Annotated in this window: 23 protein-coding genes; 20 read left to right on the top strand and 3 right to left on the bottom strand. The window is 70.8% G+C overall.

From position 1 onward, the window contains the following. The first annotated feature begins 11 nt into the window (after positions 1 to 11). From ACX1D3_RS08550 to ACX1D3_RS08620, 15 genes are all read left to right on the top strand, one after another. Complete coding sequence (locus ACX1D3_RS08550; protein WP_458993528.1) at positions 12 to 710, top strand: TIGR03936 family radical SAM-associated protein; 699 nt, start codon at positions 12 to 14, stop codon at positions 708 to 710. 196 nt (positions 711 to 906) lie between these two features. Next, positions 907 to 3681, top strand: a complete 2775-nt coding sequence (locus ACX1D3_RS08555; protein ID WP_458993529.1) for an Rne/Rng family ribonuclease — start codon at positions 907 to 909, stop codon at positions 3679 to 3681. 120 nt (positions 3682 to 3801) lie between these two features. Continuing rightward, complete coding sequence (gene rpmB / locus ACX1D3_RS08560) at positions 3802 to 3987, top strand: 50S ribosomal protein L28 (protein WP_458996510.1); 186 nt, start codon at positions 3802 to 3804, stop codon at positions 3985 to 3987. Positions 3988 to 4097: 110 nt separating this feature from the next. After that, positions 4098 to 6290 (top strand): ATP-dependent DNA helicase RecG, encoded by a 2193-nt coding sequence (locus ACX1D3_RS08565; RefSeq protein ID WP_458993530.1) that lies wholly within the window; start codon positions 4098 to 4100, stop codon positions 6288 to 6290. Then, positions 6287 to 6862: an RsmD family RNA methyltransferase gene (locus ACX1D3_RS08570; protein WP_458993531.1), complete on the top strand. Its 576-nt coding sequence runs from the start codon at positions 6287 to 6289 to the stop codon at positions 6860 to 6862. The genes ACX1D3_RS08565 and ACX1D3_RS08570 overlap by 4 nt, the downstream gene beginning before the upstream one ends. A gap of 9 nt (positions 6863 to 6871) precedes the next feature. Next, complete coding sequence (gene coaD, locus ACX1D3_RS08575; protein WP_458993532.1) at positions 6872 to 7354, top strand: pantetheine-phosphate adenylyltransferase; 483 nt, start codon at positions 6872 to 6874, stop codon at positions 7352 to 7354. A 99-nt stretch (positions 7355 to 7453) separates the two neighbouring features. Beyond that, positions 7454 to 8002, top strand: coding sequence for a YceD family protein (locus tag ACX1D3_RS08580; RefSeq protein ID WP_458993533.1), 549 nt, complete (start codon positions 7454 to 7456; stop codon positions 8000 to 8002). Positions 8003 to 8037: 35 nt separating this feature from the next. Then, a complete protein-coding gene (gene rpmF / locus ACX1D3_RS08585; protein WP_458993534.1) occupies positions 8038 to 8229 on the top strand; it encodes a 50S ribosomal protein L32 in 192 nt (63 codons plus the stop codon). A gap of 32 nt (positions 8230 to 8261) precedes the next feature. After that, on the top strand, positions 8262 to 8942 hold the full coding sequence (gene rnc, locus ACX1D3_RS08590; RefSeq protein ID WP_458993535.1) for a ribonuclease III: 681 nt from the start codon (positions 8262 to 8264) through the stop codon (positions 8940 to 8942). Beyond that, positions 8935 to 9774, top strand: coding sequence for a bifunctional DNA-formamidopyrimidine glycosylase/DNA-(apurinic or apyrimidinic site) lyase (gene mutM, locus ACX1D3_RS08595; protein WP_458993536.1), 840 nt, complete (start codon positions 8935 to 8937; stop codon positions 9772 to 9774). Before rnc ends, mutM begins: the two co-directional genes overlap by 8 nt. Next, on the top strand, positions 9771 to 10328 hold the full coding sequence (locus ACX1D3_RS08600; RefSeq protein ID WP_458993537.1) for a GtrA family protein: 558 nt from the start codon (positions 9771 to 9773) through the stop codon (positions 10326 to 10328). The genes mutM and ACX1D3_RS08600 overlap by 4 nt, the downstream gene beginning before the upstream one ends. 8 nt (positions 10329 to 10336) lie before the next feature. After that, on the top strand, positions 10337 to 13876 hold the full coding sequence (gene smc / locus ACX1D3_RS08605; protein ID WP_458993538.1) for a chromosome segregation protein SMC: 3540 nt from the start codon (positions 10337 to 10339) through the stop codon (positions 13874 to 13876). Between the two features lie 112 nt (positions 13877 to 13988). Next, the gene (locus ACX1D3_RS08610; protein ID WP_458993539.1) at positions 13989 to 14192 is read left to right on the top strand and encodes a hypothetical protein; all 204 of its coding nucleotides are present in this window, start codon (positions 13989 to 13991) and stop codon (positions 14190 to 14192) included. Positions 14193 to 14212: 20 nt separating this feature from the next. Then, a complete protein-coding gene (gene ftsY / locus ACX1D3_RS08615) occupies positions 14213 to 15409 on the top strand; it encodes a signal recognition particle-docking protein FtsY (protein ID WP_458993540.1) in 1197 nt (398 codons plus the stop codon). Between the two features lie 75 nt (positions 15410 to 15484). Continuing rightward, a complete protein-coding gene (locus ACX1D3_RS08620) occupies positions 15485 to 16318 on the top strand; it encodes an ATP-binding cassette domain-containing protein (RefSeq protein ID WP_458993541.1) in 834 nt (277 codons plus the stop codon). A 27-nt stretch (positions 16319 to 16345) separates the two neighbouring features. Here the strand turns inward: ACX1D3_RS08620 and ACX1D3_RS08625 are convergent, their stop codons facing one another. Next, positions 16346 to 17029, bottom strand: coding sequence for a response regulator (locus ACX1D3_RS08625; RefSeq protein ID WP_458993542.1), 684 nt, complete (start codon positions 17027 to 17029; stop codon positions 16346 to 16348). A 142-nt stretch (positions 17030 to 17171) separates the two neighbouring features. On the opposite strand from ACX1D3_RS08625, the gene ACX1D3_RS08630 reads away from it, so the two are divergent. Continuing rightward, positions 17172 to 17351, top strand: coding sequence for a hypothetical protein (locus ACX1D3_RS08630; protein ID WP_458993543.1), 180 nt, complete (start codon positions 17172 to 17174; stop codon positions 17349 to 17351). 87 nt (positions 17352 to 17438) lie between these two features. After that, positions 17439 to 19727: a sensor histidine kinase gene (locus ACX1D3_RS08635; RefSeq protein ID WP_458993544.1), complete on the top strand. Its 2289-nt coding sequence runs from the start codon at positions 17439 to 17441 to the stop codon at positions 19725 to 19727. Here the strand turns inward: ACX1D3_RS08635 and ACX1D3_RS08640 are convergent. Next, positions 19724 to 21151, bottom strand: coding sequence for an NAD(P)(+) transhydrogenase (Re/Si-specific) subunit beta (locus ACX1D3_RS08640; protein WP_458993545.1), 1428 nt, complete (start codon positions 21149 to 21151; stop codon positions 19724 to 19726). The genes ACX1D3_RS08635 and ACX1D3_RS08640 overlap by 4 nt on opposite strands. 4 nt (positions 21152 to 21155) lie before the next feature. Continuing rightward, a complete protein-coding gene (locus tag ACX1D3_RS08645; RefSeq protein WP_458993546.1) occupies positions 21156 to 22682 on the bottom strand; it encodes a Re/Si-specific NAD(P)(+) transhydrogenase subunit alpha in 1527 nt (508 codons plus the stop codon). A gap of 127 nt (positions 22683 to 22809) precedes the next feature. Between ACX1D3_RS08645 and ffh the strand changes: the two genes are divergently transcribed. The 3 genes from ffh to ACX1D3_RS08660 are packed head-to-tail and all read left to right on the top strand — an operon-like array spanning position 22810 to position 26668. Next, complete coding sequence (gene ffh, locus ACX1D3_RS08650) at positions 22810 to 24339, top strand: signal recognition particle protein (protein WP_458993547.1); 1530 nt, start codon at positions 22810 to 22812, stop codon at positions 24337 to 24339. 8 nt (positions 24340 to 24347) lie between these two features. Beyond that, on the top strand, positions 24348 to 25418 hold the full coding sequence (locus ACX1D3_RS08655; RefSeq protein WP_458993548.1) for an amidohydrolase family protein: 1071 nt from the start codon (positions 24348 to 24350) through the stop codon (positions 25416 to 25418). A 35-nt stretch (positions 25419 to 25453) separates the two neighbouring features. After that, entirely contained in the window at positions 25454 to 26668 is a 1215-nt protein-coding gene (locus ACX1D3_RS08660; RefSeq protein WP_458993549.1) for a S49 family peptidase, read from the top strand. Positions 26669 to 26671 lie beyond the last annotated feature (3 nt).

Raw genomic sequence — 26671 nt, forward strand, 5'->3', positions numbered from 1 at the left:
GACTGCGCCGCGTGGGAAATCGACAGCCGCCGGTCCAGCAGGCACCTCCGGCGCAGAAGTTGAGGCTGCGCTACGCCAAGCGCGGGCCGGGGCGCTTCACGTCGCACCGAGACTTCGGGCGCGCCCTGGAGCGAGCGCTGAGACGTGCGGAGATCCCCATGGCCTACTCCTCGGGCTTCTCGCCCCACCCGCGCATCTCCTATGCCAACGCCGCCCCCACATCGGCGGCCTCCGAGGCCGAGTACGTGGAGCTCGGCCTGAGTGAGGTGTGCAACCCGGTCAGGGTGATGGAGGCGCTGAACGAGGTCCTGCCTCACGGGTTCGTCGTCCTCGATGTCGCCGAGGCCCTCAAGGCGCCGCTGGGCGACCTGCTGCAGGCGTCCGACTGGGTGGTCTCGTTGGCCGGGGCCCAGCCGGGCGTGCTCGCCCAGGCCGTGACCGCGCTGCTGGCCCAGGAAACCCACGTCGTTGAGCGCATGACCAAGAACGGCATCCGCTCGTTCGACGTCCGCGGCGCCATCGTCTCGCTCGAGGTCGCCGACGACGAGACGCTCCACCTGCGCTCGATCCACCAGACTCCGCTGGTGCGCCCCGACGACGTCGTGACCGCGCTCCGCGCACTGGACCCGCGGGTGCCGTCGCAGGCACTGCTGACCCGTCTGGGCCAGGGGCCGCTGGGGGAGGACGGCATCGGGGATCCGCTGCGTTGATCGTGTCGCGATACGCGATGGGGTTGGTCGATGTGCGAGAATAACGAACAGGTCACGGCACCGCCCGGTGTCACCCTGGAGCAGCGAGGCTGCACCGCGGCATGTCTGCCGCGACTGCTCGCACTGCCCCGGATGGCCTCAGTCTTAGCGCACAGCGCGTCTGTGCCTGTCCGCGCATCCGCGTGTAAGGAGCCCCATGCTCGACACTGAAAACGACGGCACGACCGCCGAAGACACCACCCCCGCCACCCCGGTCAGGCGCCGCCGCGCGGCGGGCCGTCCGGCCGGTCCGCCCCAGGAGGGCGCAGCTGCCCCGGCCGAAGCATCGGCCGCCCCGGCCGAAGCGGACGCGCCCACGTTGACCCCGAGGCGCCGACGGGTGGCGTCGAAGCCCGACGGCGAAGCGGCCCCCGCGCGCCGCCGTCGCGTCAAGGCCGTGGAGCCCGCCGGGTCCGCGGAGGACACCCCCGTGGTCGAGCCGGTCGCGGAGCCCGTGCAGCCGACGGTTGCCGACGAGGCGCCGGTTGCCCAGGAGGCGCAGGTTGCCGAGGAGGCTCCGGTCAAGCCGGTGCGCCGCAGGGCCACGCGCCGAACGGCTCCGCCCGAGCCCGCCCCTCAGCCGGAGCAGGCCGTGGCCGTCGCACCGGACGAGGCTCCCGCCCCGGCGGAGCAGCCCGAAGCCGAGCAGCCGGCCGCCGAGGCCGTGATAGCGGAGGCCCCGCAGTCGCCGCCCCCGGCGCGCCGCCGGCGGGCGTCGCGTCCCGCCGCCGCCCCGGAGCCGGTGGCTGCCCCCGAGCCGGTGGCCGCCCCGAGCGCTTCCGAGGTACAGGTGGCCGCCTCCCCGGAGCCTGAGCCCGAGGCGGGACCTGAGGAGCAGGCTGCGCCCACGCAGCCCGCCGCCGAGCAGGGTCGTGGGCGTCGTCGTCGCGCCACCCGCGCCGCCGCAGCGCCCGCAGCGCCCGCCGAGGGCGACGGTGAGGATGTGATCGGGGACGCGCTCCGTGCCGCGGAGGAGCTGGCCGAGGCCCGCAGGGCTCTGCTGACTGACCCGTTCCTGACCGCCGCCGCGCGCGAGCAGCAGTTGGCGGCCCTGGCGGGCGCCATCGCGGGAGCCTCCGAGGAGGACGAGCCGGAGGCCGACGAGGACCTTCAGGACGCCTCGCTCGAGCCCGGCGCCGATGAGCCGGACCTGGAGGGGGAGCCCGAGGACGAGGACGTCGTCGAGGACGAGGCCGACGGTGACCGCCCGTCCCGCCGCCGCCGTCGGCGCGGAGGCCGTCGTCGCCGCCGTGGCAGCGCCCGCGACGACGCCGACGAGGATGAGGCCGACGAGGCCGACGAAACCGAGGCCGACGCCTCCGGGACCGCCCGCGACGACGAGTCGGCGGAGGCGGAGCCCGAGGGTGAAGCAGAGGGTGAGTCCGACACCGAAGCCGACGACTCCGGCACCACCCGCCGTCGCCGCCGTCGTCGCCGTCGCGGCGAGGGCGCCGACGCCGAGTCCACGTCCTCCGACGAGGTGACCGGCATCGAGGGCTCCACGCGGATGGAGGCCAAGCGCCAGCGCCGCAAGGAGTCGCGCGCGGCGGGCCGCCGGCGTGCGCCGATCCTCAGCGAGGCCGAGTTCCTCGCGCGCCGCGAGTCGGTGGACCGCAAGCTCGTCATCCGCCAGTCCGAGGACTACACGCAGCTGGCCGTCGTCGAGGACAACATCCTCGTCGAGCACTACGTCGACAAGGCCTCTGCCACCTCGCTGATCGGCAACATCTACCTCGGGCGCGTCCAGAACGTGCTCCCGAGCATGGAGGCCGCGTTCATCGACATCGGCCGCGGACGCAACGCCGTGCTCTACGCCGGCGAGGTGGACTGGGCCGCCTTCGGCGTGACCGGCGAGAACCGCAAGGTCGAGAACGTCCTGAAGTCCGGCCAGAGCGTCCTCGTCCAGGTCACCAAGGACCCGGTGGGCGCGAAGGGGTCGCGGCTGACCAGCCACATCTCGCTGCCCGGCCGCTACATCGTCTACTCGCCCGGCGGCCACCTGTCCGGCATCTCCCGCAAGCTGCCGGATCAGGAGCGCAGCAGGCTCCGGACCGTCCTCGGCTCGCTCATCTCCGACGACGAGTCCGTCATCGTGCGGACCGCCGCCGAGGGGGCCAGCGAGGAGGAGCTGATCCGCGACGTCAACCGGCTGAAGGCGCAGTGGGAGGTCATCGAGAAGAAGGCCAAGCAGGGCAGCGCGCCTCAGGCGCTCTACTCGGAGCCCGACCTCACCCTCAGGATCGTCCGCGACCTGTTCACCGAGGACTTCGGCCAGCTCATCGTCCAGGGCGACGGTGGCCCCGACGACGCCTACGACGCCATCTCGGCCTACGTCAGCCACGTCGCGCCGCACCTGGCCGAGCGCCTCATCCGCTTCGAGGCGGCCGAGGACGGACGCGACGCCTTCGCGCAGTTCAAGATCGACGACCAGATCGCCAAGGCGCTCGACCGCAAGGTGTTCCTCCCCTCCGGGGGCTCGCTCGTCATCGACCGCACCGAGGCCATGACGGTCATCGACGTCAACACCGGCCGCTTCACCGGCGCCGGGGGCAACCTCGAGGCCACCGTCACCAGCAACAACCTGGAGGCGGCGGAGGAGATCGTCCGGCAGCTGCGCCTGCGGGACCTGGGCGGCATCATCGTGATCGACTTCATCGACATGGTCCTGCCCAGCAACCGCGAACTGCTGCTACGCCGGCTCGTCGAGTGCCTCGGCCGGGACCGCACGCGCCACCAGGTGGCGGAGGTGACCAGCCTCGGCCTGGTGCAGCTGACGCGCAAGCGCATCGGCACTGGCCTCCAGGAGGCATTCACCGAGCCGTGTGAGCACTGCCAGGGCGCCGGCTACGTGCGCTTCGAGGAGCCCGTGGACTCGCAGGCGCCCTCGGACGGCGGCGAGCGCCGGTCGCCCCGTCGACGGGGCCGCAAGTAGGGCCTCATTTGGCCATTTCCACGCGGGCGGGTTAATATTGTGCGGTTGCCTGCTCGCGTGGGCTACACCTCAAGAGCAATCCAGGCTTCAATCCTGGGCACAGACAACAAGGAGATTCCAGTGGCCGCCACGTGTGATGTTTGCGCCAAGGGACCCGGCTTCGGTCACAACGTTCCTTGGTCGAAGAAGAAGACCAACCGCCGCTGGAACCCGAACATCCAGCGCGTGCGTGCCACCGTCAACGGCACGCCGAAGCGCGTGAACGTGTGCACCTCCTGCCTCAAGGCCGGCAAGGTCTCGCGCTAGTCCGCATCCCTGAACGCAGTAACCGGCGGTCCGCTTCGGCGGGCCGCCGGTTCCCGTGTCCCCTCGCGTCGGCCCACGGGCCTGTCGGGGGCGCCCGGTAGGGTCGGGTCATGTCCTCCTGGCGCACCCCCATCTACCGCGAGCTGGGCCGCCGCCTCGTCGATGTGCTCGGCTCGAAGACGGCCGACGGGTTCGAGAAGCTGGGCCTCGTCACCGTCGACGACCTGGTGCGCCACGTGCCGCGCCGCTACATCTCCGGCACCGGGATGTCGGACTTCGCGACGCTGCGCGTGGGCGAGGAGGTGGCGGTCGTCGCCGAGGTCCTGGGGGCGAAGACCTTCGGCACCATCCCGAGCGCCCGGGTCCAGGCGGTGCTGAGCGACGGGCACGGGAGGTTGTCCATCACCCTGTTCGCGCGGTACGAGCGTCACCTGAAGTGGTGGGTGAGCCTGCTGCAGCCAGGGTCCAGGGGCATCTTCATCGGCCGGGTGGGGAGCTTCAACGGGGAGCTCCAGCTCGCCCACCCCGATTTCGTGATGCTCGACGGCACGCGGGTCTCGGAGCGCAAGTCCTCGACGAAGCAGGCGGCGATGGCACGCAGCGTCCAGCGCGCCACGATGATCGGCCTGTACCCGGCCTCGTCAAAGCTGCCCACCTGGGTGATCGCCGAGTCGGTTCAGCTGGTGCTGCCCTCGCTGACCGGAGACACGCTGCCCGGCTGGGTGGTCGAGGAGGCCGGCGTCCTGCCCTTCCCGGAGGCGCTCAGCGCGGTCCACGAGCCCGTGGAGCTCCGCCAGGCCGAGTTCGGTCAGGCCAGGCTGCGCTTCGACGAGGCCTTCGGCATCCAGCTCGCGATGGCCGCGCGGCGCCGGGACGCGGCGGGTGAGCTGGCGACGCCCCGGCCACGACGGCGCGGCGGGCTGCTGGAGGAGTTCGACCGGAGGCTGCCGTTCACCCTCACCGCCGGACAGCGGGAGATCGGAGAGACCGTCTTCGACGAGCTGGCGAAGGGCGCGCCGATGAACCGGCTGCTGCAGGGTGAGGTGGGCTCGGGCAAGACGCTGGTGGCGCTGAGGGCCATGCTCGCCGTCGTCGACGCGGGGGGTCAGGCGGTCCTCCTGGCTCCCACCGAGGTGCTGGCCAAGCAGCATCACCAGACCATCACGAGGCTGCTGGGGGATCTCGGCCAGGGGCGCCAGCTCGGTGCGCACCCGGACGCGACAGGCGTGGTCCTGCTCACCGGCAGCCGTTCCGCCGCGGCCAAGCGGGGCGTCCTCAACGACATCGTGACCGGTGAGGCGGGCATCGTCATCGGCACGCACGCGCTGCTCAGCGATCCGGTCGCCTTCTTCGACCTCGGCCTGGTCGTGGTCGACGAGCAGCACCGGTTCGGCGTCGAGCAGCGGGCGGCGCTGTCGGCCAAGGCGGAGCGGAAGCCGCACACGCTGGTCATGACCGCCACCCCCATCCCGCGCTCGATCGCGATGACCGTGTTCGGGGATCTCGAGGTCAGCGAGCTGCGTGAGCTCCCCGCGGGGCGCGCCCCCGTGCAGACCGTCTTCGTGGACACTGCCAGGAACCCGCACTGGGTCGCCAGGGCGTGGCAGCGGATCAGGGAAGAGGTTGCGCAGGGCCGCCAGGCGTTCGTGGTGTGTCCGGCGATCAGCGCGAAGGAGGCCGAGAGCGCGGGTGCGGGGCCGGTGGCCGCCGTCGAGGTGTTGGCGCCGGAGTTGGCGGCGGGGCCGCTCGCGGGACTCCGGGTGGGGGCCGTCCACGGAAAGCAGCCGGCGGCGGAGCGCGACGAGGCCATGGCGGCGTTCGCCGAGGGGCGCCTCGACGTCATCGTGGCCACCACAGTCATCGAGGTGGGCGTGGACGTGCCGAACGCCTCGGTGATGGTGGTGCTGGATGCCGACAGGTTCGGGTTGAGCCAGCTCCACCAGCTCCGCGGGCGCATCGGCCGTGGCGGGCACGCAGGGCTGTGCCTGCTGCTGGCGGCGGTGGGGGAGAACCTCGACGCGGAGACGCGCCTGCAGGCCATGGTCTCCACCACGGACGGCTTCGAGCTGGCCGAGCTGGACCTGCGGCTCCGCCGAGAGGGCGACGTCCTCGGCGCGGCGCAGTCGGGCGGGGGCACCCTCAAGCTGCTGCGCGCCCTCGACGACGCGGAGGTGATCAAGGCGGCCAAGGTCCTCGCGGAACGGGTCCTGGCCGACGAGCGGGCCGCCTCGGATCCGCTCCTGGCGGACCTGATGACCAAGGCGGAGGCGGTCGCGGCCGGAGAGTGGATGGACAAGACATGAGCAGGATCATCGCCGGACGGGCGAAGGGTCACCGCCTCGCCGTCCCCAAGGGTGCCCGCACCCGGCCCACCACTGACCGCACCAGGGAGGCCCTCTTCTCGGCGCTCGCGAGCTGGTTCGGCACGGCCGACGCGGACGCGTCCGAGCACCTCGCCGGGGTCTCCGTGCTGGACCTCTTCGCGGGCTCGGGCGCGGTCGGCCTCGAGGCGGCCAGCCGGGGGGCGGGCCCCGTCGTGCTGGTCGAACACGACAGGCCCACCGCGCGCCTGATCCAGGACAACGCCAGGGCCACCGGCCTCGCGGTGGAGGTCCGCGCGGTCAAGGCCGAGGCGGCGGCCCAGGCCCCGGGGGGACGGTTCGACCTGGTCTTCCTCGACCCTCCCTACGACCTGCCCACCGAGAATGTGGAGGCTCTCCTCGGCGTGCTCGCCGACTGTGCCGTCGCGGAGCGCGGCCTGGTGGTGGTCGAACGCTCAGCCCGGGACCGCGCCCCAGCGTGGCCGGACCGGTTCACAGACACCTGGCATCGCGGCTACGGTGAGACGACGCTCTTCTTCGGAGCTGTGGACTAGGAGCAACGCATGCCGGTCTTGTGCCCCGGGTCGTTCGACCCGATCACGGTGGGCCATCTCGACGTCATCCGCCGCGCGCACGCGCTGTTCGGCGCCGTCGTCGTGGCGATCGGCAACAACTCGACGAAGAACTACCTCTTCAGCTTCGACGAGAGGGTCCGTCTCGTCCAGGAGGCCACGGCAGACCTGGACCACATCACGGTCGAGCCCATGGACGGCCTCCTGGTGGACTTCTGTCGCCAACGGCAGATCACCGCCGTGGTCAAGGGCCTGCGGTTCGGCTCGGACTTCGATTTCGAGCTCCAGATGGCACACATGAACCACGCCATGGGGCCGGTGGAGACGGTGCTCCTCCCGGCGGCGAAGGAGCACGTCACCCTGTCGTCGACCATCATCCGGCAGGTGGTGCGGCTGGGAGGCGACGTCACCGCGTACGTCCCGGCCAACGTCGCCGCCGCCATCGACGAACTGCGGCGCGCGAACCGCGCCTAGGCCCACCCCTTCGCCATTTTGGGAATCGGCCCCGCCGTCGGTAGAGTTGGCGGTCGGTCATGACGAGGTCATGGACGGTCTACGAAGGGATTTTCCGACGTGTCACCCGTGCATCCCCACCCGGATCGCCGCTCGCCCCTCGTGTTCGAGGTCCACGAGCTGGCGCGCAGGGCTGGGACGATGAAACAGGTGTCCGCGACGGTGCCCGCCCCGGCCGACCTTGGCACCGCCGTGATCGGGGTGCCACTGGGCACCGACATCGAGCTGGATCTCCGGTTCGAAGCGGTGACCGAAGGCGTCCTGGTGACGGGCACGGCAACCGTGGAACTCCACGGCCAATGCGCCCGCTGCCTGGACAGCATCGAGGAGCAGGCCTCCTTCGATGTGCAGGAGCTCTACTTCTATCCCGGCAAGGAGATGGAGGAGGACGAGAGCCTCATCGTTGATGAGTTGATCGACCTCGAGGAGGCCCTGCGTGACGCCGTGGTGCTCGAGTTGCCGTTCACGCCCTTGTGCGAGGATGATTGCCTGGGTCTCTGCCCCGAATGTGGAGCAGCCCTCAACGACGATCCCGAGCACACGCACGATCAGCGCATCGATCCCAGGTGGGAGAAGCTGACCGGGCTGGGCGGGGACCAACCCCAATGAGCAGACTTTTGTAGTTCCTGACGAAGGAGAAGATCGTGGCCGTTCCGAAGCGGAAGATGTCGCGCAGCAACACCCGTTCGCGCCGTGCGCAGTGGAAGACGACCGTCGTTCCCACCGTCGTGTGCGCCAACCCGGCCTGCCGCGAGCCCCACCTGCAGCACACCGCCTGCACCAGCTGCGGCCAGTACGGCCCGCGCGGTCAGCGCCGCCAGGTCCTCGAGGCCTGAGCGGGACTGGTTCCCGCGAGGTCTCAGCGGGGATGAGCAGACTGCACACACAACTCAACGAGCTGGGCGTCGAGGTCGACGCCCAGCTCTTTGAGTTGTCATTCACCCACCGCAGCTACGCCTACGAGAACGGTGGCATCGAGTCGAACGAGCGGCTCGAGTTCCTCGGTGACGCGGTCCTCCAGATCGTGGTGACCGAGCACATCTTCCGGAGCTACCCGGACCTGCCGGAGGGCCATCTGGCGAAGCTGAGGGCCCGGGTGGTCAGCTCCGTCGCGCTCGCGGACGTGGCCCGCACCCTGGAGCTCGGCGACCACCTGCTGCTGGGCAAGGGGGAGATCGCCACCCGGGGGCGTGACAAGACGTCGATCCTCGCCGACACCATGGAGGCGGTCATCGGAGCCGTCTACATCTCGGCCGGCCCGGAGGACGCGAGCCGCTTCATCCACCGCAATCTCGACCACCTCATCGTCGAGGCCGAGCGCAGCCGCGACTACGCGGACTACAAGACGGCGCTCCAGGAACTCTGCGCCCAACAGGGCTGGGCGCTGCCCCGCTACGACGTCAGCGGCGAGGGCCCTGACCATCAGCGGGTCTTCACCGCCGTCGTGGTCGTCGACGACCAACCCCGGGGCCGGGGGACCGCCCCCAGCAAGAAGCATGCCGAGCAGATCGCTGCCAGAGTGGCGTGCGAGGCCCTAGCCGGTGCCTGAGCTGCCGGAGGTGGAGGTGGTGAGGCGCGGCCTTGCCACCCACCTGAGCGGGCGGCACATCGAGGGTGTCACCGTCGCGCACCCCCGCCCGGTCCGCACCTATGCGGCCGGCCCAGACGCATTCGCCGCCGCGCTGAGCGGCAGGCAGGTCGACGACGTCCGCCGCCGTGGGAAGTACCTCTGGTGGGTCCTCGGTGAGGACGCGCTGGTGGTGCACCTCGGCATGAGCGGGCAGTTCCGCGTCAACCGGCCCGGAGACGAGCACGTCCGCCACACGAGGGTGGTGTTCACCCTCGACGACGGCCGCGAGCTGAGGTTCGTCGACCAACGGATGTTCGGCGGCCTGGACTGGCGCCCCGGCCTGAGCGCCTGTCCCGTTCCCCACGTGGCACTGGACCCCTTCGACGAGGCCTTCGACGAGCAGGCGGTCGCCGCCCGGCTCCGGGCCAGGCGAACGGGCATCAAGCGCGCCCTCCTCGATCAGCGACTGGTCTCCGGGGTGGGCAACATCTACGCGGACGAGTCCCTGTGGCGCGCCCGGCTCCACTTCGACACGCCGACGGACACGCTGAGCTCCGCCAAGGCCCGCGGTGTGTTGCGCGCCGCGCGGGAGGTGATGGAGGAGGCGCTGGCCCAGGGTGGCACGTCGTTCGACTCCCTCTACGTCAACGTCAACGGGCAGTCCGGCTACTTCTCTCGCTCACTCGCCGCGTACGGTCGCGAGGACGCGCCGTGCCCGCGCTGCGCCACGCCCATCGTCAGGCGGGCGTTCATGAACCGCAGCAGCTATTTTTGTCCTCGGTGTCAGAGGCCTCAGAAGGGACGACCGTGATCAGGGACGTGGTGCACCGCTACCGGCACTCGATCCGTCAGTTCCTCCGCTTCGGCCTGGTCGGCGGCCTGGGCGTGGTGGTCAACATGGCGGTGATCTGGGTGCAGCGCCACGGCCTGCCGATCTTCTGGCCCGGCGCCGCGCACGGCGGTGGGGCCGTGTGGTCGATCCCCGGCACGGAGTTCAACATCCGCTGGTACCACGTCATGAGCATGGTGGCCTTCATCGTGGCCAACCTGTTCAACTTCCAGCTCAACAGATGGTGGACCTTCGGCTCGCACCGCCACTCGGGCTGGTGGCGCGAGTACTGGCCGTTCCTCACCGTCGGCCTGATCGCGCAGCTGATCGGCATGGCCCTGCTGACGCTGCTGATGTGGGAGCAGTCGCCCATCGCGCTGCCGAGCGACGTGTTCGACAACAGCACCGGACTGCGCACCAAGTTCTACTGGGCGCAGCTGATCATGATCATCTTCACCATCCCCGTGAGCTTCCTGCTCAACAAGTTCTGGACATTCCGGTCGATCCGCACCACCAGGCCGGTCGAGGCAGCCTAGGCACCGTCGTGTACCTCAAGCAGCTCACCCTCCGCGGATTCAAGTCCTTCGCGTCGGCCACGACGCTGGTCTTCGAACCCGGTATCACCTGCGTCGTGGGCCCCAACGGCTCGGGTAAGTCCAACGTGGTCGACGCGCTCAGCTGGGTGATGGGGGAGCAGGGGGCCAAGACCCTGCGTGGCGGGAAGATGGAGGACGTCATCTTCGCCGGCACCGCGAAGCGGGCACCGCTGGGGCGCGCCGAGGTGGAACTGACCATCGACAACTCCGACGGAGCCCTGCCCATCGAGTACGCCGAGGTGACGATCACCCGCACCATGTTCCGCAGCGGGGGTTCCGAGTACGCGATCAACGGCGCGCCCGCGCGTCTCCTCGACGTGCAGGAGCTGCTGAGCGACTCGGGGATCGGCCGCGAGATGCACGTCATCGTCGGCCAGGGCCAGCTGGACGCGATCCTGCAGGCCACGCCCGAGTCGCGCCGCGGGTTCATCGAGGAGGCCGCGGGGGTGCTCAAGCACCGCAAGCGCAAGGAGAAGGCGCTGCGCAAGCTCGAGGCGACGAAGGCGAACCTGGAGCGCCTCGGGGACCTGGTCGCCGAGCTCCAGCGCCAGCTCAAGCCGTTGGGGAGGCAGGCCCAGGCCGCCCGCCGGGCCGCGGTGATCCAGGCGGAGCTGCGCGACGCCAAGGCCAGGCTCCTGGCCGACGATCTCGCCGCCGCCCAGGCCCAGTTGTCGGCCGAGCTCGCCGACGAGGCGGCAGCGCTGGAGGCGAGGCAACAGGCCGAGGAGGCCGTGAGGCGGACGTTGCAGGCCGAGGAGGAGGCCGGGGCACGGCTCCGGGAGGCCGCCGCGGAGTTCGACGCCGCCCAGGAGCGCTGGTACGCGCTCGCAGGGCTCCGTGAGCGGGTGACCACCACCGTCTCGATCGCGGCCGAGCGGATGCGTGCCGGCGCGAATCAGCCCACGTTGGACGTCGGCGGCCGGGATCCCGAGGCGATGGAGGCCGAGGCGGCTGAGGTCCGGGGCCGGGAGCAGGCGCTGAGGGCGCTGGTGGAGCAGGCCCAGGCTGACCTGGCGGACGCGTCGCTCAGGCGCTCCGCCGCGGAACAGAGGCATGCGGCCGCGGAGCAGGCCTACAGCTCGGCACTGCGGGCAATCGCGGATCGGCGGGAGGGGCTGGCTCGGCTCACCGGCAGGGTCAACGCCATGAAGTCCAGGCTCGAGGCGTCGGACGAGGAGGTCCAACGCCTGACGGTGCGCCGCGCCGACGCGCTCACCAGGGCGGACGAGGCGCAGCGAAGGTTCCATGTGATCGAGTCGTCACTCGCGGGCCTCGGGGCGTCCGAGTCGGACCTCGACGACGTCTACGAACGGGCGGCCGAGGTGGTGGAGCGGACCGAGGCCGAGGCGGCGGGCCTCCGTGAGGTTCTGGCTGAGATCGAGCGCCGCAGAGCCGCGCTCGGTGCCAGGGTGGACGCGCTGCGCCTCATGGCACAGCGCCGCGACGGGTCGGCGGACCTCATCGATTCGGGTCACGACGACGTCCTCGGACGGCTGAGCGACCTGGTCACCGTCGAGCCCGGATGGGAGGCGGCCGTCGCGGCTGCGCTGCGCGGGATGGCCGAGTCCGTCGTCGTGCGGGGCCTGGACGGGGCCCTGGCGGCGTCGCGGTTCCTGGCCGACGGTGGCCTCGGCCGCGCTCCGCTCGTCGTCGCGGGGGCTCCGCCGCACGACGCGCGGGTCGGGATCGGGCGGCCCCTCCAGGAGCTCGTCCGAGCCCCTGACGCGCTGTCGGGAGCGCTCGCGCGTCTCCTCGGGACGGCGGTAGCCGTCGAGACGGCCGATGAGGCTGCGGACGTGGTGGCCGAGCATGCCCATGTCGTCGCGGTGACCCGCTCCGGGGACCTGTACTCCTCCTGGCTGGTCGAGGGCGGCTCCGCGGCCGCCCCGTCGCTGCTGGAGGTCCAGGCCCAGCTCGCCGAGGCGGAGGCCGAACTGGTGTCCTGCGGTCACGACGCCGAACGCGCACGCTTCCGGGAGGGACAGGTGGCCGAGGCCCTGGCGTCCGCCACCCGCGAGGCCGCGGACGCTCTGGCGCAGTTGCACGCCTCCGACGCGCAGCTCGCCGCGGTGGCCGAGCAGCTCAACGCCCAGCGGCAGGGTCAGGCCGCGGCGTTGCGCGAGGCGGAGAAGCTGGGGGAGGCGATCGACGCGGCCCTCGCCGCTCGATCCAGGGACGAGGAGCAGCTTGCGGAGCTCACGGAACGCCTGACGGTGGCCTCGTCCGAGGGCGAGGACGTCGAGCCTGAGCCCGCCGATCGCGACGACAAGGCCGCCGAGGCGCGGCGCGCCAGGCAGGCCGAGATGGAAGCCAGGCTCGCCCTGCGCACCGCGGAGGAACAGGTGAAGGCCATTGCGGGGCGCGCCGATTCCCTGGCGCGCGCCGCCCAGAACGAGCGCCAGTCCCGCGCCAAGGCCAAGGCCCGGGCCGAGCAGCTGAGGCGCGAGGCCGCCGTCGCCGCGGCGGTGCACGAGGCTGCGCTGCGCCTGGCAGGGCTGGTGGAGGGCGCGCGCGGCCGGGCCGCCGCGGCCCGCGACGGGGCCGACGAGGCCCGCCGTGCGGCGGAGGCCGGCACCACGCAGTCCAGGCACGCCGCCAAGGCGGCGGCCGCGCGCCTGGACGAGATCGTCCGGGGGGCGCACCGCGACGAGATGGTGCGGATCGAGCACCGGATGCGGGTGGAGCAACTGGCGGACAAGGCCCTGAGCGAGCTTGGGCTCGAGCCGGAGGATCTGGTGGCCCAGTACGGCCCGGACCAGCCGGTCCCGGTGCTGACCCGGCCGGACGGCTCGGCCCTGGCCGACGACGACGAGCAGCCCGACCCCGTGCCCTACTCCCGCGAACACCAGACGGCGCGGTTGCGCTCCGCGGAGCGGAACCTGGCGGTCCTCGGCCGCGTCAACCCGCTCGCGCTGGAGGAGTTCGACGCCATGACGGCCCGGCACCAGTTCCTGGCTGAGCAGCTGGACGACCTCAAGCAGACCCGCGCCGACCTCCTCGACATCGTGGGCGAGGTGGACCGCCGGGTCCAGGAGGTGTTCGAGGCGGCCTATCGCGATGTCGAGGCGAGCTTCGCCGACGTGTTCGGCCGGTTGTTCCCGGGCGGCGAGGGCAAGCTGATCCTCACCGATCCGGGCGACTGGCTCACCACGGGCGTGGACGTCGAGGCCAGACCGGCGGGCAAGCACGTCAAGCGGCTCTCGCTCCTCTCCGGGGGCGAGCGGTCGCTCGTGGCGGTCGCGTTCCTCGTCGCGCTCTTCATGGCGCGCCCCAGCCCCTTCTACATCCTCGACGAGGTGGAGGCGGCCCTCGACGACGCCAACCTGGGCCGGCTGTTGTCCATCTACGAGGAGCTGCGGGCGTCGTCGCAGCTGCTGATCATCACGCATCAGAAGCGGACGATGGAGATCGCCGACTCGCTCTACGGCGTGACGATGCGCGGAGACGGGATATCCACCGTCGTGTCGCAGCGGTTGCACGAGCGCTGAGACGCACAATGGGGTGTCGCCCGCCCGGCGGACACGCCGATGATTCACGGCGCGTGCCGGGCGTTCGGCAGTATGGAGCAGCTTCCCCAGCCCTCCGAAAGGAGCCCTGCCCATGAGTGTCGCGGTCATCGCGGTCTTCCTCGTCCTCGTCCTCCTCCTCGCCGTCGCCCTGCTCATCGTGGTCGCGGCCTCCGCCGGACGCCTCGACGTCAAGGACGCCAAATGGGGGCGGGCCATCGACGAGGCCAACCGCCACCTCAACGGCACAGGCGACGTGCCCAAGTTCCTCGAGAGACTGGATAATCGGGCCGGCTGACCGACCACTAGGATGACGGCGTGGATTGGTTCTTCTGGGTCATCATCGCGATCGTCGGTCTGGCGGTCCTCCTCGGCGGTCTGGTCGTCGTGCTGGACCGGCGCGGACAACTCGAGCAGCAGGAGAGGCCGGAACTGGCCGAGCCCGAGCCGCGGCCGGACGTGGTGGTCGCGCCCCAGCCTCAGCCGGAGATCGCTCCCGAGCCCGTGCCCGCGCCGGCGGAACCGGTCGTTGCGGAGCCCGAGGCGCCGCCGGTCGTGGAGCCCGCGGCCCCCACGCTCGAGCATCCCGAGGCACCCGCCTCCCGGTGGGCTCGCCTGCGCCGCCGCCTGTCGGGCAGCAACAACGCGCTGGCACGGGCGCTGGCGGACCTGTTGTCCGTGGACCGGATCGACGCGGACACCTGGGACGACTTCGAGACCACCCTCATCACGTCGGATCTGGGGGTCGGCCCCGCCACCGAACTGACCGAGGCGCTGCGCCGTCGGCTTGCCGTCGACGGCGTGGCCGATCCCACGCGCGCGAGGGCGGTGCTTCACGACGAGCTCCTCACGCTCGTGGACCCCTCGCTCGACCGCTCGCTCAACCTCACCCCGGCCAAGCCGGGCGATCCGGCCGTGGTCCTCGTCGTCGGAGTGAACGGCACGGGCAAGACCACCACGGTGGGCAAGCTGGCCCGGGTGCTCGTGGCTGAGCGGCGCAGCGTGGTGCTCGGCGCAGCCGACACCTTCCGGGCCGCCGCCGCGGAGCAGCTCGCCACGTGGGGCGCGCGCGTGGGTGTGGACACCATCCGCGGCGACGAGGGGGCGGACCCCGCGTCGGTTGCCTTCGACGCCGTCGCCGCCGGCGCGGAGAAGGGTGTCGACGTCGTGATCGTCGACACGGCCGGACGGCTGCACACCAAGACGGGCCTCATGGACGAGCTCGGCAAGGTGAAGCGGGTGATCGAGAAGAGGGCGGGGGTCACCGAGGTTCTCCTTGTGCTCGACGCCACCACGGGCCAGAACGGCATGACCCAGGCCCGCATCTTCGCCGAAGTGGTGGACGTCACCGGCATCGTCCTGACCAAGCTCGACGGCTCGGCCAAGGGCGGCATCGTGGTCCAGGTCCAGCGCGAGCTCGGGGTCCCGGTCAAGTTGGTCGGGCTGGGCGAGGGCGTCGACGACCTGGCGCCGTTCGATCCCGAGGGTTTCGTCCAGGGCATCCTCGGCGAGTAGGCGCTGGCCGACCGGCCGCCCACCGCTAACGTTCGTGCATGGCGCCCCCACCAGGCGCGCCGCCATGATCGGATCATGATCGAGGTGAGCCATCTGACGAAGAGCTTCGGCCGCCGGACCGTGGTCGACGACCTCAGTTTCCGGGTGCTGCCGGGCGTCGTCACGGGGTTGCTCGGCCCCTCTGGTTCGGGGGTCACCACCACCTTGCGTCTGATCCTCGGGCTCGAACGGCCCTCCTCCGGCAGCGCCCTGATCAACGGCCGACAGTTCTCCGACCTCGAGCGTCCCGCCGACACTGTTGGCGCCATGATGGACGGTCATCGGCTCAACGGCATCGGAAGGTCTCATCACCGTCGGTGGCTGACCCCGGCCGGGCACAGGAGGCGCACGGCTGTCGTGACCGTTGTCCAGTCGGACCCCGACCACTACATCCTCGACCAGCCGTTCAACGGGCTCGACGCCGAGGACGCCCGCTGGATGCGTCAGCTGCTCAGGGGCCTCGCGGCCCGCGGCAAGACTGTCCTGGTGGCCGGACATTCACTGACCGAGATGGCCCACGTCGCGGACCACCTGGTGGTCATCGGCAACGGAAAGCTTGTCGCCGACTGCACGGTCGACGAGTTCCTCGTGAGGAGCGGGAGGCGCGCGGTCCGGGTGCGCGCCGAGCGGCAGACGGAGCTCTACGACCTCCTGACCGGGATGGGTGCCACGGTCACCCCCCGCATCAGCGAGAACGGGGTTGCGCTGCTCGTCAGGGGGCTCAGCGTCGACGGTGTCGCCGAAGCGGCCGTGAACTTCGGCATGCTCGAACTCGCAGAGGAGGAGGTGGCCTCCGAGCGCGCGCTGCTGGAGGTCACCGGAATGGGAGTCCCCACCGTCGGCACCCTCGCCCGGGGCGGCCTGGGCTGACTGCCTTCCGCTCAGGTCCGGCAGTCGTCAGAGGCCGCTTGTGGGATCGGTCTCGGTGAGGTCCACCACTCCCAGCTGGATCGCCCTGACCAGGATCTGGGTGCGCGACTTCAAGCCCATCTTGTCGCCGATGTGGGACAGGTACTGCTTGATCGTCCCCTCCGAGACGAACATCCGACCGCCGATCTGCTGATTCGTCAGACCCTGGGCCAACCATTTGAGCAGTTCCTTCTCGCGCGGAGCGAGGCCGGGATCCGGCATCGTCGCCCTGGACGGGTCCGGCGTGTCGACCACGTTGGACACGAGCTCCTTGCGCACGGCCGCAGACAACGGCATGTCGCCGTCGATCGCCTGGTCGATCGCGGCAAGGAGAGCCGGCCCGCCGGCATCCTTGAGCAGATAGCCGGATGCCCCGGCGCGCAGAGCGGCGACGATGTACTCGCGCGTTCCGAACGTGGTCAGCGCCACGATGCAGGCGCTCGGCCATTCGCGGCAGATGTCGCGGGTGGCGTCGACGCCTGACTTCTCGGGCATCTGGAGGTCCATCAGGACGATGGAGGGTCGAAGGCGACGGTAGGCATCGACCGCCTCCCGGCCGTCGCGCGCCTCGCCGACCACCTGGAAGTCCTCGTGCCGGGAGAAGAAAGTCCGATAGGCCTCGCGGACCACGGGGTCGTCATCAACGACGAGAATGCGCCGCGCTATGTTCATGTGACTACCCTATCGGGGTGGTGCGTTTCCGTCATGGCCGGGCAGGCGACAATAAAGTGTGGCCAATAGTCAGTATCAGAATTGGCGAGAGGGCGATTGACTATGAGAGATCATGTAGTTCTCCCATACAAAGGAAATTCTCATGAACACGAAACTCCGCACCCTCGCCGCAGGCCTGCTCCTCGCAGTCGCGATCGCGCCCACCGCGATGGCAGCTCCCAAGACCGACCCGGCACCCGCGCCGATCGGGGGGTCGAGCAGCACTGTCAGCCCGCAGTTCTTCTGCGTGATCTTCCCCTCCTTCCCCATCTGCCGCCACTGATCCCGCGCGCCCGATCGCCGCGCTCCGCAGCGATCGGGCTGACGGGCCCGTCCGGGACCCGCCTCCGGTGACGGCGCGGTCGCTCGCGTGAGCCGCTCCACCGACGCGCCCGGTGATGTCCTCAACCTCGCCCGGTACGTCATTGCCGCGATGGTGCTGTACTGGGCCTTCACCACCCTTCTGACGTGGCAGAGGGAGGGCTGGCACACAGCTGCATCTCCGGTCGCGCAGATCGCGGAGGGCATCGCCGGCATCCTCGTGTTGTGGCGCCCACGGGCCGGGCTGATCGCCGCACTGGTGCCGATGGGGCTGACGTTGTGGTTCGGCACCATGGACGCCGATATCCTCGTTCACCTCCTGGTCCCGGCGGCCTTCGCGGCGGTGGCGCGTCCACGAGAGCTCGTCGGCACCGTCGGCCTCTTCCTGGCCTATGCAGTGGCCAGGAGCCTGCAGTCGGGGCGGTGGGAGGTGGCGGGTGCCTACCTCATTCTCCTGGTCCTCAGCGTGGCAGGCGGGTTGCTGCTGAGGGTCATGCTGGTCGCCCGGCGCCGCGGGCAGGGTGGCGTCCGCGTCATGGAGGAGGACGCCCGCAGGATCCGTGGGGAGGAGCGGGCGCTTCTCGCCACCGAACTCCGCTCCCTGGTCTCGGTCAGGCTGGCCGACAGCAGCGCGGTGTTGGCGGCGGCCCACAGGCTCACGGATCCGGCGGCGATGAGACTCGCGATCGCGCGGGTCAACGAGACGTGCCTGGGCGCCCTCGGCGAGGTGAGGGCACTGGTCGGCATCCTCCGCGAGGACCCCATGGCGGCCGGACAGGACGAGTCTGTCGCCGGCCCGGCCGCCACGACCTCGCTCGTCCGGGTGCGCGACCGCCTGGAGGAACACGGCGTGAAGGTGCGGGCCACGGTCCTCGTCGAGCTCGACCGAGCGAGCCGCGTCACCCAGACCACCCTCACCAGGGTCCTCGAGGAGATCGCGGACGCGGTCCTCGCGTCGCAGGCGGCCGGTGCCGAGGTGCTGTTCACCGTGGATCGACGTCGTGGCTGGATCTCGATGGATGCCCACTACCCGGACCTCGGGCCTGGCCCGCAGGGCCACGAGCATCGCATGGACAGGCTCCGGCAGCGGGCAGAGGCCCTTGGGGGCAGCCTCCGGCGGGAGCGTGACGCAGCTGGCTGGGTCGTTCAGCTCTCGCTCCCGCCCGGGATCGACCCACCAGGCGGGGAGGCTGAGGGGTCGCCCGAGGCCGGGTGGCGACGCTGGCTCACCGCGGGCACTGCCCGCGGCGCGCTGACGATGATGCTGACCCTCGGCGGACTGGCCGCGGGGGCCGGACTCGCCGAGGCGTTCAGCGCCGGCCGGATCCCCTGGGATGCGGTCTGGGAGGTGGGGGGTTTCATCGCCGCCGGGCTGCTGCTGTGGTGGCCGGCCGTCGGCGTCATTCCTGCCGGAGTGGCAGCGGTCGGGATGCTCCTCACCCCGTACTCGGACGACGCGGCCCTGGCTGCCATTCTGCTGGTCGCGTGCTGGCAGGCCGCCATGCTGACGCAGCGCTGGGTGGCCGTCGTGCTGGGTCTCGTCGCCTCCCTCGCTCTCATCGTCACCTCCCTCGCCGGCATCGGAGCCGTGCGCGAAAAGGCGATTGTGGCCGCGGTCATCCTGGTGGCGCTCCCCGTCTTCGTCGCGGCGCGCCACTTCCTGATGACGCGGCGCCGCCAGCTGGAGACGATGGCGGGGTTGCGCCGCACCACGGAAGGCATCCGCGCCGAGGAACGCAACCTTCTGGCGCGTGAACTCCACGACGTCGTGGCCCACCATCTGTCGGTGGCCACGTTGCAGTCGATGGCGTACGGGGAGAGCGACGATCCCGATGAGCTGCGGACGGCCCTGTCCAGGATGGAGCGCTCGATGAGCGGGGCCGAGGACGAGATGGAGCTGCTGAGCCGCATCATGGCCGGCGCGGGGGCAGAGGCGTCAGGCATGGCGCTGGTGCGCCCCACCACGGTCGTGGGCGTCCTGGCCGAGACGCTCCGCGACAACGGCTTCAGGGTCTCGGTCTCCGTGGATCCGCTGTCGGATTCGCTTCCCGCCCCGACCCTGCGCACGCTCACCCGGGTGATGCAGGAGGGCGTGACCAACATCCTCAGGTACGGCAGGCGCGACGCGATGTGCCGGCTGACGCTCACCGTTCACCCCGACGAGGTGTCCCTCCAGATCGCCAATGCGCTCCCGGCCCGCCGTCGGAGCTCAGCGCTGTCGTTGGGATACGGGCTCGCCGGGATCCGCGAGCGGGTGGACCTCCTCGGGGGGCGGTTCCAGGTCTCCGACGCCGAGGACACCTGGGTGGTCGACGTCGCACTTCCGCACGGGGTCTAGGCGGCGGGGACAGGTGTACCCACGGCCGCCACCAGCGCGTCCGCGGTGGCCTTGGCGTCCCCGAACAGCATCGCGGTGTTCTCCCTGAAGAACAGCGGGTTCTCGACGCCCGAGTAGCCGGCGGCCATGGACCTCTTGAAGACCACCACCTGACGCGCCTCCCACACGTGCAGGACCGGCATGCCGGAGATGGGCGAGCCCGGCTCCATCGCCGCGGGATTGACCGTGTCGTTGGCGCCGATGACCAGCACCACGTCGGTCCGGGGGAAGTCGTCGTTGATCTCGTCCATCTCGAGGACGATGTCGTAGGGGACCCTGGCCTCCGCCAGGAGCACGTTCATGTGCCCGGGGAGCCGGCCGGCGACCGGGTGGATGGCGAACCGGACGGTCTTGCCCTGCGCGATGAGGCGGCGGGTCAGCTCGGCCACGGGGTGCTGCGCCTGGGCCACAGCCATGCCGTACCCCGGGGCGATGATGACCGAGTCCGCGTCCCGCAGCCACCCGGCCACCTCGTCGGAGTCTGCGCTGATGGCAGTCCTGGGGTTCCCGTCCGCGTCGAGGACGGGAACCGACGTCCCCGTCGAGTCGGCGGTGCCGAATCCTCCGAGCAGCACGTTGGTGATCGAGCGGTTCATGCCGCGGGCCATGACCACGGACAGGATGATGCCCGACATTCCGACGATCGTGCCTGCCACCACCAGGAGGTCGGAGCCGATCGCGAAGCCGGACAGCGCTCCAGCCCAGCCGGAGAAGGAGTTCAGGAAGCTGACCACAACCGGCATGTCGGCTCCGCCGATGGCCATGACCATCACGATCCCCACCACGTAGCCGAGCAGGTGGGTGAGGATCAGGGCCCACAGGTTCGGCGTTGCCAGATGCCAGGCGAGCGAGCCGAGCAGTCCTGCGCCCAGGAGCGCCATGACCAGGGTCCTGGCGGGCACCATGACGGGCTTGGAGGTGATTCTGCCGCCGAGCTTGCCCCAGGCCACCACGGACCCGGAGAAGGTGAGCGCGCCCACGAACACGGCCAGCCACACCTCCACGCCGTGGACGATCTGGTCCGCGAGGACGGGATAGGTGTCAGTCCCGAGAGCGGAGTTGATGCCGACCAGGGCCGATGCCTGGCCGCCGAAGGCGTTGAACAGCGCGACAAGACCGGGCAGGCCCGTCATCGCCACGCGTGCCGAATAGGGGAGGCCGACAGCAAAAGCGGCTGCGAGCCCCACCAGGAGGAAGATGAATCCGGTGGTGTCCCACTGCTGGCTGAAGGTGTGGACGACGGTGGCCACCACGGCCAGCGTCATGCCCACAATGCCGTACGCGTTGCCGCTGCGGGCCGTCTCCTGCCTGCCCAGCCCCACGATGCCGAGGATGAACAGGAGTGCCGCGACGATGTATCCGCCGTAGACGATGTTGGCCAGCATTGGTTCAGCTCCTCTGGAACATGGCAAGCATGCGGTGGGTGATGGCGAAACCGCCAACGCAGTTGATCCCCGCTAGCACGATGGCGACGAGGGCGAGAATCTGGACGTGCAGCAGGTCCGAGGTCAGCTGGGTGATGGCACCGACGATCGTGATGCCGGAGACGGCGTTCGACACGCTCATCAGCGGCGTGTACAGCGCGGGCTGGACGCCCCAGATGACGTAGTAGCCCACCACGCAGGCCAGCCCGAACACCAGGATGCTGGACAGGAACCCCCCGGGCAGGAGGAGCGAGAGCAGGAGCCACGCCGCGACCAGCATGAGCACGAGCTTGAACCGGGCCCACTGGGACGGCGGTGGAGCAGGAGTGGGAGGCGCCAGGGCGACGCTCCCGACCGGCGCCGACGCCACCGACACCTCGATGGGAGGCGGCGGGAAGGTGACCTCACCGTCCCGCGTGACTGTCATCTGGCGGTGCACCTGGTCGTCGAAGTCGAGCTGCGCCACGCCGTCCTTGCCGGGGGTGAGCAGCTTCATCAGGTTCACCACGTTGGTGCCGTAGAGCTGCGACGCCTGGCCCGGGAGGCGGCTGGCGAGGTCGGTGTACCCCACGATGTGCACGCCGCCGTCGGTCACGTAGGACTCACCGGGGCGGGTGAGCTCGCAGTTGCCCCCGCCGCTGGCGGCGAGGTCGACGATCACGCTGCCGGCACGCATCGAGGCCACCATCTCAGCGGTGATGAGCTTGGGCGACGGCCGGCCGGGGATGGCCGCGGTCGTGATGATGATGTCGACGGTGCGGGCCTGCTGGGCGTACAGCTCGGCGGCGCGTTGCGCGTAGTGGGCGGTGGTGGCCTTGGCGTACCCGTCGGACGACACACCCTGATCGTCCTGGGCGACGGCGAGGAACGTGGCGCCCATCGACTCGACCTGTTCGGCGGTCTCCGGCCGCACGTCCGTTGCGTACACCTCGGCTCCGAGGCTGCCGGCGGTGCCGATGGCCGCGAGCCCCGCGACGCCGGTGCCGATCACGAAGACCTTCGCGGGGGGGACCTTGCCGGCGGCGGTCACCTGGCCGGCGAAGAACCGACCGAACGCGTGCCCCGCCTCGATCACCGCGCGGTAGCCGGAGATGTTGGCCATCGAGCTGAGCGCGTCGAGGGACTGCGCCCGGGAGATCCGCGGCACCATGTCCATCGACAGGGCCGTCACGCCGCGGGCGGCGAGCGCCTCCACCAGGTCTGTGCCGGTGCGCGGGTGGAGGAATCCGATGAGGATCTGCTCGGCGCCGAGCCGCGACACCTGGTCCGGCGTCGGTTCCCCGACCACCGCCACGATGTCGGCCGCCCACACCTCCGCCGCGTCCACGACGGTGGCACCCGCCTCCTCGAAGGCGGCGTCGGGCAGGGCCGCCAGCACGCCGGCACCCTTCTCCACGGCCACGTCGTAGCCCAGCTTGAGCAGGGCGGCGACTGTGACGGGGGTCGCGGCCACGCGGGTTCCGGGGGCCTCGTTGGGGATGCCGATCCTCATGCGCGGGGGTCCTTTCGCCGACGGGTGTAGTCCCGAAGGAGCCTAACGGTCGGGTGCGCCGTTGTCGCGGGCGGGGCCCGCTCGCCTATCCTGGTGCGGTTGCATCATCTCCGAAGGGCTCAGATCAGTGTTCGACACGCTGCAGGACCGGCTGTCGTCGGTATTCAAGGGGCTGCGCTCCAAGGGGCGCCTCACCGAGGCCGACATCGACGCCACGATGCGGGAGATCCGCATCGCGCTGCTCGAGGCTGACGTCAACCTGGGCGTGGTCAAGGAGTTCGTGGCCGCGGTCAAGGCCCGGGTGCTGGACGCCGAGGTGTCGAAGGCGCTCAATCCGTCCCAGCAGATCATCAAGGTGGTCAACGAGGAGCTCATCGGCATCCTCGGGGGCGAGGCGCGGGCGGTCAGGTTCGCCAAGCGTCCTCCCACCGTCATCATGCTGGCCGGCCTCCAGGGCGCCGGCAAGACCACCCTCGCGGGGAAGCTGGCGCGCTGGCTGAAGTCCACGCAGCACACGCCCCTCCTCGTCGCCGCCGACCTTCAGCGCCCGAACGCGGTCAATCAGCTCCAGATCGTCGGCGAGCGCGCCGGCGTGCACGTCTTCGCTCCCGAGCCGGGCAACGGCGTCGGTGATCCGGTGGAGGTGGCACGGCGGGCCATCGCCCACGCCGAGGCGAAGCTGTACGACGTGGTGATCGTCGACACGGCGGGCCGCCTGGGCATCGACCGGGAGCTCATGCAGCAGGCCGCGGACATCAAGGCGGCCGTCAACCCCGACGAGACACTCTTCGTCCTCGACGCGATGATCGGGCAGGACGCCGTCAACACCGCCAAGGCCTTCGACGAGGGCGTCGGCGTGGACGGCGTGGTCCTCACCAAGCTCGACGGCGACGCCCGCGGTGGCGCGGCGCTCTCTGTGGCGCGGGTCCTGGGCAAGCCCATCATGTTCGCCTCGAGCGGCGAGGGCCTGACGGACTTCGACATGTTCCACCCGGACCGGATGGCGTCGCGGATCCTGGGCATGGGGGACGTCCTCACCCTCATCGAGCAGGCCGAGAAGACGTTCGACGCGGAGGAGTCCCGCGCCGCGGCCGAGAAGCTGATGGGCAAGGGCAAGTTCGGACTGCAGGACTTCCTCTCCCAGATGCAGCAGCTGCGCAAGATGGGGCCGATGTCGAAGATCCTCGGCATGCTCCCCGGCGCCGGCCAGTTCAAGCAGGCGATCAACGAGATCGACGAGAAGGAGATCGACCGGATCGAGGCGATCATCTACTCGATGACCCCGAAGGAGCGCGACGACGTCTCGATCCTCAACGGCTCCCGGCGCGCCCGCATCGCCAGGGGCGCGGGCGTCCAGGTCTCCGAGGTCAACAAGCTCGTCAACCGCTTCGTCGAGGCCCGCAAGATGATGGAGGCCATGGCGGGCGGGGGGATGCCGGGGATGGGCGGCATGCCGGGCGCGCCGGGCATCGGCGGCGGCCGGCGGGCCCAGCAGCGGAAGCAGCAGCAGAAGAAGCAGCAGCGCAAGGGCCCGAAGGGGGTGCGCCAGCAACCGGCGGCGCAGCCGGGGCTGCCGCAGGTGCCGCAGACCATCGACGACTTCCAGCTGCCGCCCGATCTGCAGAAGATGTTCAACGAGAACAAGCCCAGGTTCTAGGAGCCACCATGTCAGCGCTTCACCTCACGGGGGTCTTCCTGCCCGACGCGGAGCCGCGGGACGTGTGGATCTCCGACGGCGTACTGACCGACGAGCCCGTGGCCGGGGCCGAGACGCTCGCCACAGGATGCTGGGTGATCCCCGGACTGGTGGATGCCCACTGCCATATCGGGCTCGGCCCGCAGGGCGCCGTCAGCGCCGAGACCGCCAGGGGCCAGGCCGAGACCGATCTGTCGGCCGGAACGATGCTCATCCGCGACGCGGGCTCACCCTCGGACACGCGCTGGGTGCAGCAGACGCCTGAGCTGCCCCGGCTCATCCGGTCGGGGCGGCACGTCGCCCGCCCGCTGCGCTACATCCGCTATCTCGGGGTCGAGGTTGAGCCCGAGCAGCTTGTCGAGCAGGTCCGGCACGAGGCCCGCGACGGCGACGGCTGGGTCAAGCTCGTGGGGGACTGGATCGACCGGTCGGTGGGAGACCTGGCTCCGCTGTGGCCCGCGGACGTGGCGGCCGCGGCCATCGCCGCCGCGCACGAGGAGGGGGCGCGCGTGACGGCCCACTGCTTCGGGGAGCAGTCCGTCCACGAGCTGGTGGCCGCGGGCATCGACTGCATCGAGCACGGCACCGGCCTCTCCGACGCCGGGATCACCCTGATGGCGGAGCGGGGCGCCGCGCTGGTGCCCACCATGATCAACCTGGACAACTTCCCGCGCTACGCCACCCCCGCGCGGGACAAGTTCCCCTCCTACTACAGCCACATGATGGACCTCTACGCGCGGCGCAAGCAGACGATCGGCGCCGCGATCGAGGCCGGCGTGCCGGTCTACGCCGGAACCGACGCGGGCACGGTCATCGAGCACGGCCGGATCCGCGACGAGATCGACGCGTTGGCGGAGCTGGGCGGCACCGAGTTCGCGCTGGGGGCGGCCAGCTGGGGGGCGCGGGCGTGGCTGGGGGCGGACGTGCTGGCGTCCGGGTCGAGCGCGGACCTCATCGTGCTCGACGCCGATCCCCGCGAGGATCTCACAACGCTCCGGCGGCCCCGAGCCCTGGTCCTCCGGGGACGGGTGGTCGGCTGACTGGGTACTCTGGCGGCTGACGATAGGAGACACACGTGTCCGACCCCGGCCAGTCCTTCCCGCCGCCCAGCCCCGAGCACCGCTCAGCGGACCTGCAGCAGCCCTCCGCCGCGTCGGCTCCTCTGCCATCTGCCCCGTTGCCCAGGCCGGTGGCCCAGTCTGCGGCGAAGCAGCCGGGCGGCTTCGGGCGCGGCTTCGGCATCGGAGCGGGGATCGGGCTCGGCCTCGGGGCGGCGTCGCTCCTCATGGCGATCGTCCTCGGGGTCGTCACGCTCATCGGTTCGCTGACGCTCGTCTCGACCGCAGGCGGGGTCGCGACCACCCAGCTCGCCACCATCTGGGGCGGTGGCAGCCAGAGCCTTCGCGCCATCACGGTGGCGGGGCCCATCATGGCCGACGCGTCCGACGGGGCGCTGCTCAGCACGGGAACGTACGGCTACGAGATCGCGGCCCAACTCGACGACCTGACCAGCGACGACGCGGCCGGGGTGGTGCTGCTGGTCAACACCCCGGGTGGCAGCATCGCAGGCTCCCGCGCCATCAGCGATGCGGTGCTCCGCTACCAGGAGCGCACCGGGCAGAAGGTGCTGGTGCACGTGAGCTCCATCTCCGCCTCAGGCGGGGTCTACGCCACGGCACCGGCGGACGAGATCATCGTCGACCACGGGGCGCTGGTGGGCTCGATCGGCGTCATCTTCGGCCCGTTCACGCAGTACACGGATGTGGTCGCCACCAGCGGCACCCTGTTCGAGTCGGGCGTGACCACCACCGGAGGCATCACGAGCGAGTACCTCACGCAGGGTGAGGGCAAGGACTTCGGGAACCCCTTCAGGCCCATGACCGACGAGGAACGGGCCGTCTACACCGCGGGCCTGGCGGCCGAGTACGACACCTTCGTGGCCCACGTCGCGCAACACCGCGACATCAGCGAGACCGCGATCCGTGACCAGATCGGGGCGCATCTGTACGACTCGGTTCGGGCGCAGGAGTATGGCCTCATCGACGGCGTCCTCGGACGCGACGAGTTCTTCCGGCACGCCGCGGAGGCGGCGGGGCTGGACCCGGACGACACCAGGGTCGAGGCCATCCGGCAACCCAGCACATGGGAGGTGTTCCTGGGGGTGGAGCGGCCGTTCGGGGTGGCACCCGCCGTGGAGACCGGCGACGGGGTGGTCCCTGTGCTGAGCCCCGCCTTCTGCCGCGCGACGCAGCCGTTGGCGCTCTCCGGCAGCGTCGAGGGCCTCTGCTGACCC

It is taken from the genome of Tessaracoccus yangjingae, from assembly GCF_054483935.1.

What these genes read in the sequence shown, in the direction of transcription:
- rnc (WP_458993535.1), top strand. Translation starts at nt 8,262, where the DNA reads ATGAGCAGACTGCACACACAACTCAACGAGCTGGGCGTCGAGGTCGAC.
- ACX1D3_RS08610 (WP_458993539.1), top strand. Translation starts at nt 13,989, where the DNA reads ATGAGTGTCGCGGTCATCGCGGTCTTCCTCGTCCTCGTCCTCCTCCTC.
- ACX1D3_RS08630 (WP_458993543.1), top strand. Translation starts at nt 17,172, where the DNA reads ATGAACACGAAACTCCGCACCCTCGCCGCAGGCCTGCTCCTCGCAGTC.
- ACX1D3_RS08570 (WP_458993531.1), top strand. Translation starts at nt 6,287, where the DNA reads ATGAGCAGGATCATCGCCGGACGGGCGAAGGGTCACCGCCTCGCCGTC.
- ACX1D3_RS08625 (WP_458993542.1), bottom strand. Translation starts at nt 17,029, where the DNA reads ATGAACATAGCGCGGCGCATTCTCGTCGTTGATGACGACCCCGTGGTC.
- ACX1D3_RS08555 (WP_458993529.1), top strand. Translation starts at nt 907, where the DNA reads ATGCTCGACACTGAAAACGACGGCACGACCGCCGAAGACACCACCCCC.
- coaD (WP_458993532.1), top strand. Translation starts at nt 6,872, where the DNA reads ATGCCGGTCTTGTGCCCCGGGTCGTTCGACCCGATCACGGTGGGCCAT.
- ACX1D3_RS08655 (WP_458993548.1), top strand. Translation starts at nt 24,348, where the DNA reads ATGTCAGCGCTTCACCTCACGGGGGTCTTCCTGCCCGACGCGGAGCCG.
- ACX1D3_RS08565 (WP_458993530.1), top strand. Translation starts at nt 4,098, where the DNA reads ATGTCCTCCTGGCGCACCCCCATCTACCGCGAGCTGGGCCGCCGCCTC.
- ACX1D3_RS08645 (WP_458993546.1), bottom strand. Translation starts at nt 22,682, where the DNA reads ATGAGGATCGGCATCCCCAACGAGGCCCCCGGAACCCGCGTGGCCGCG.
- ACX1D3_RS08620 (WP_458993541.1), top strand. Translation starts at nt 15,485, where the DNA reads ATGATCGAGGTGAGCCATCTGACGAAGAGCTTCGGCCGCCGGACCGTG.
- ACX1D3_RS08640 (WP_458993545.1), bottom strand. Translation starts at nt 21,151, where the DNA reads ATGCTGGCCAACATCGTCTACGGCGGATACATCGTCGCGGCACTCCTG.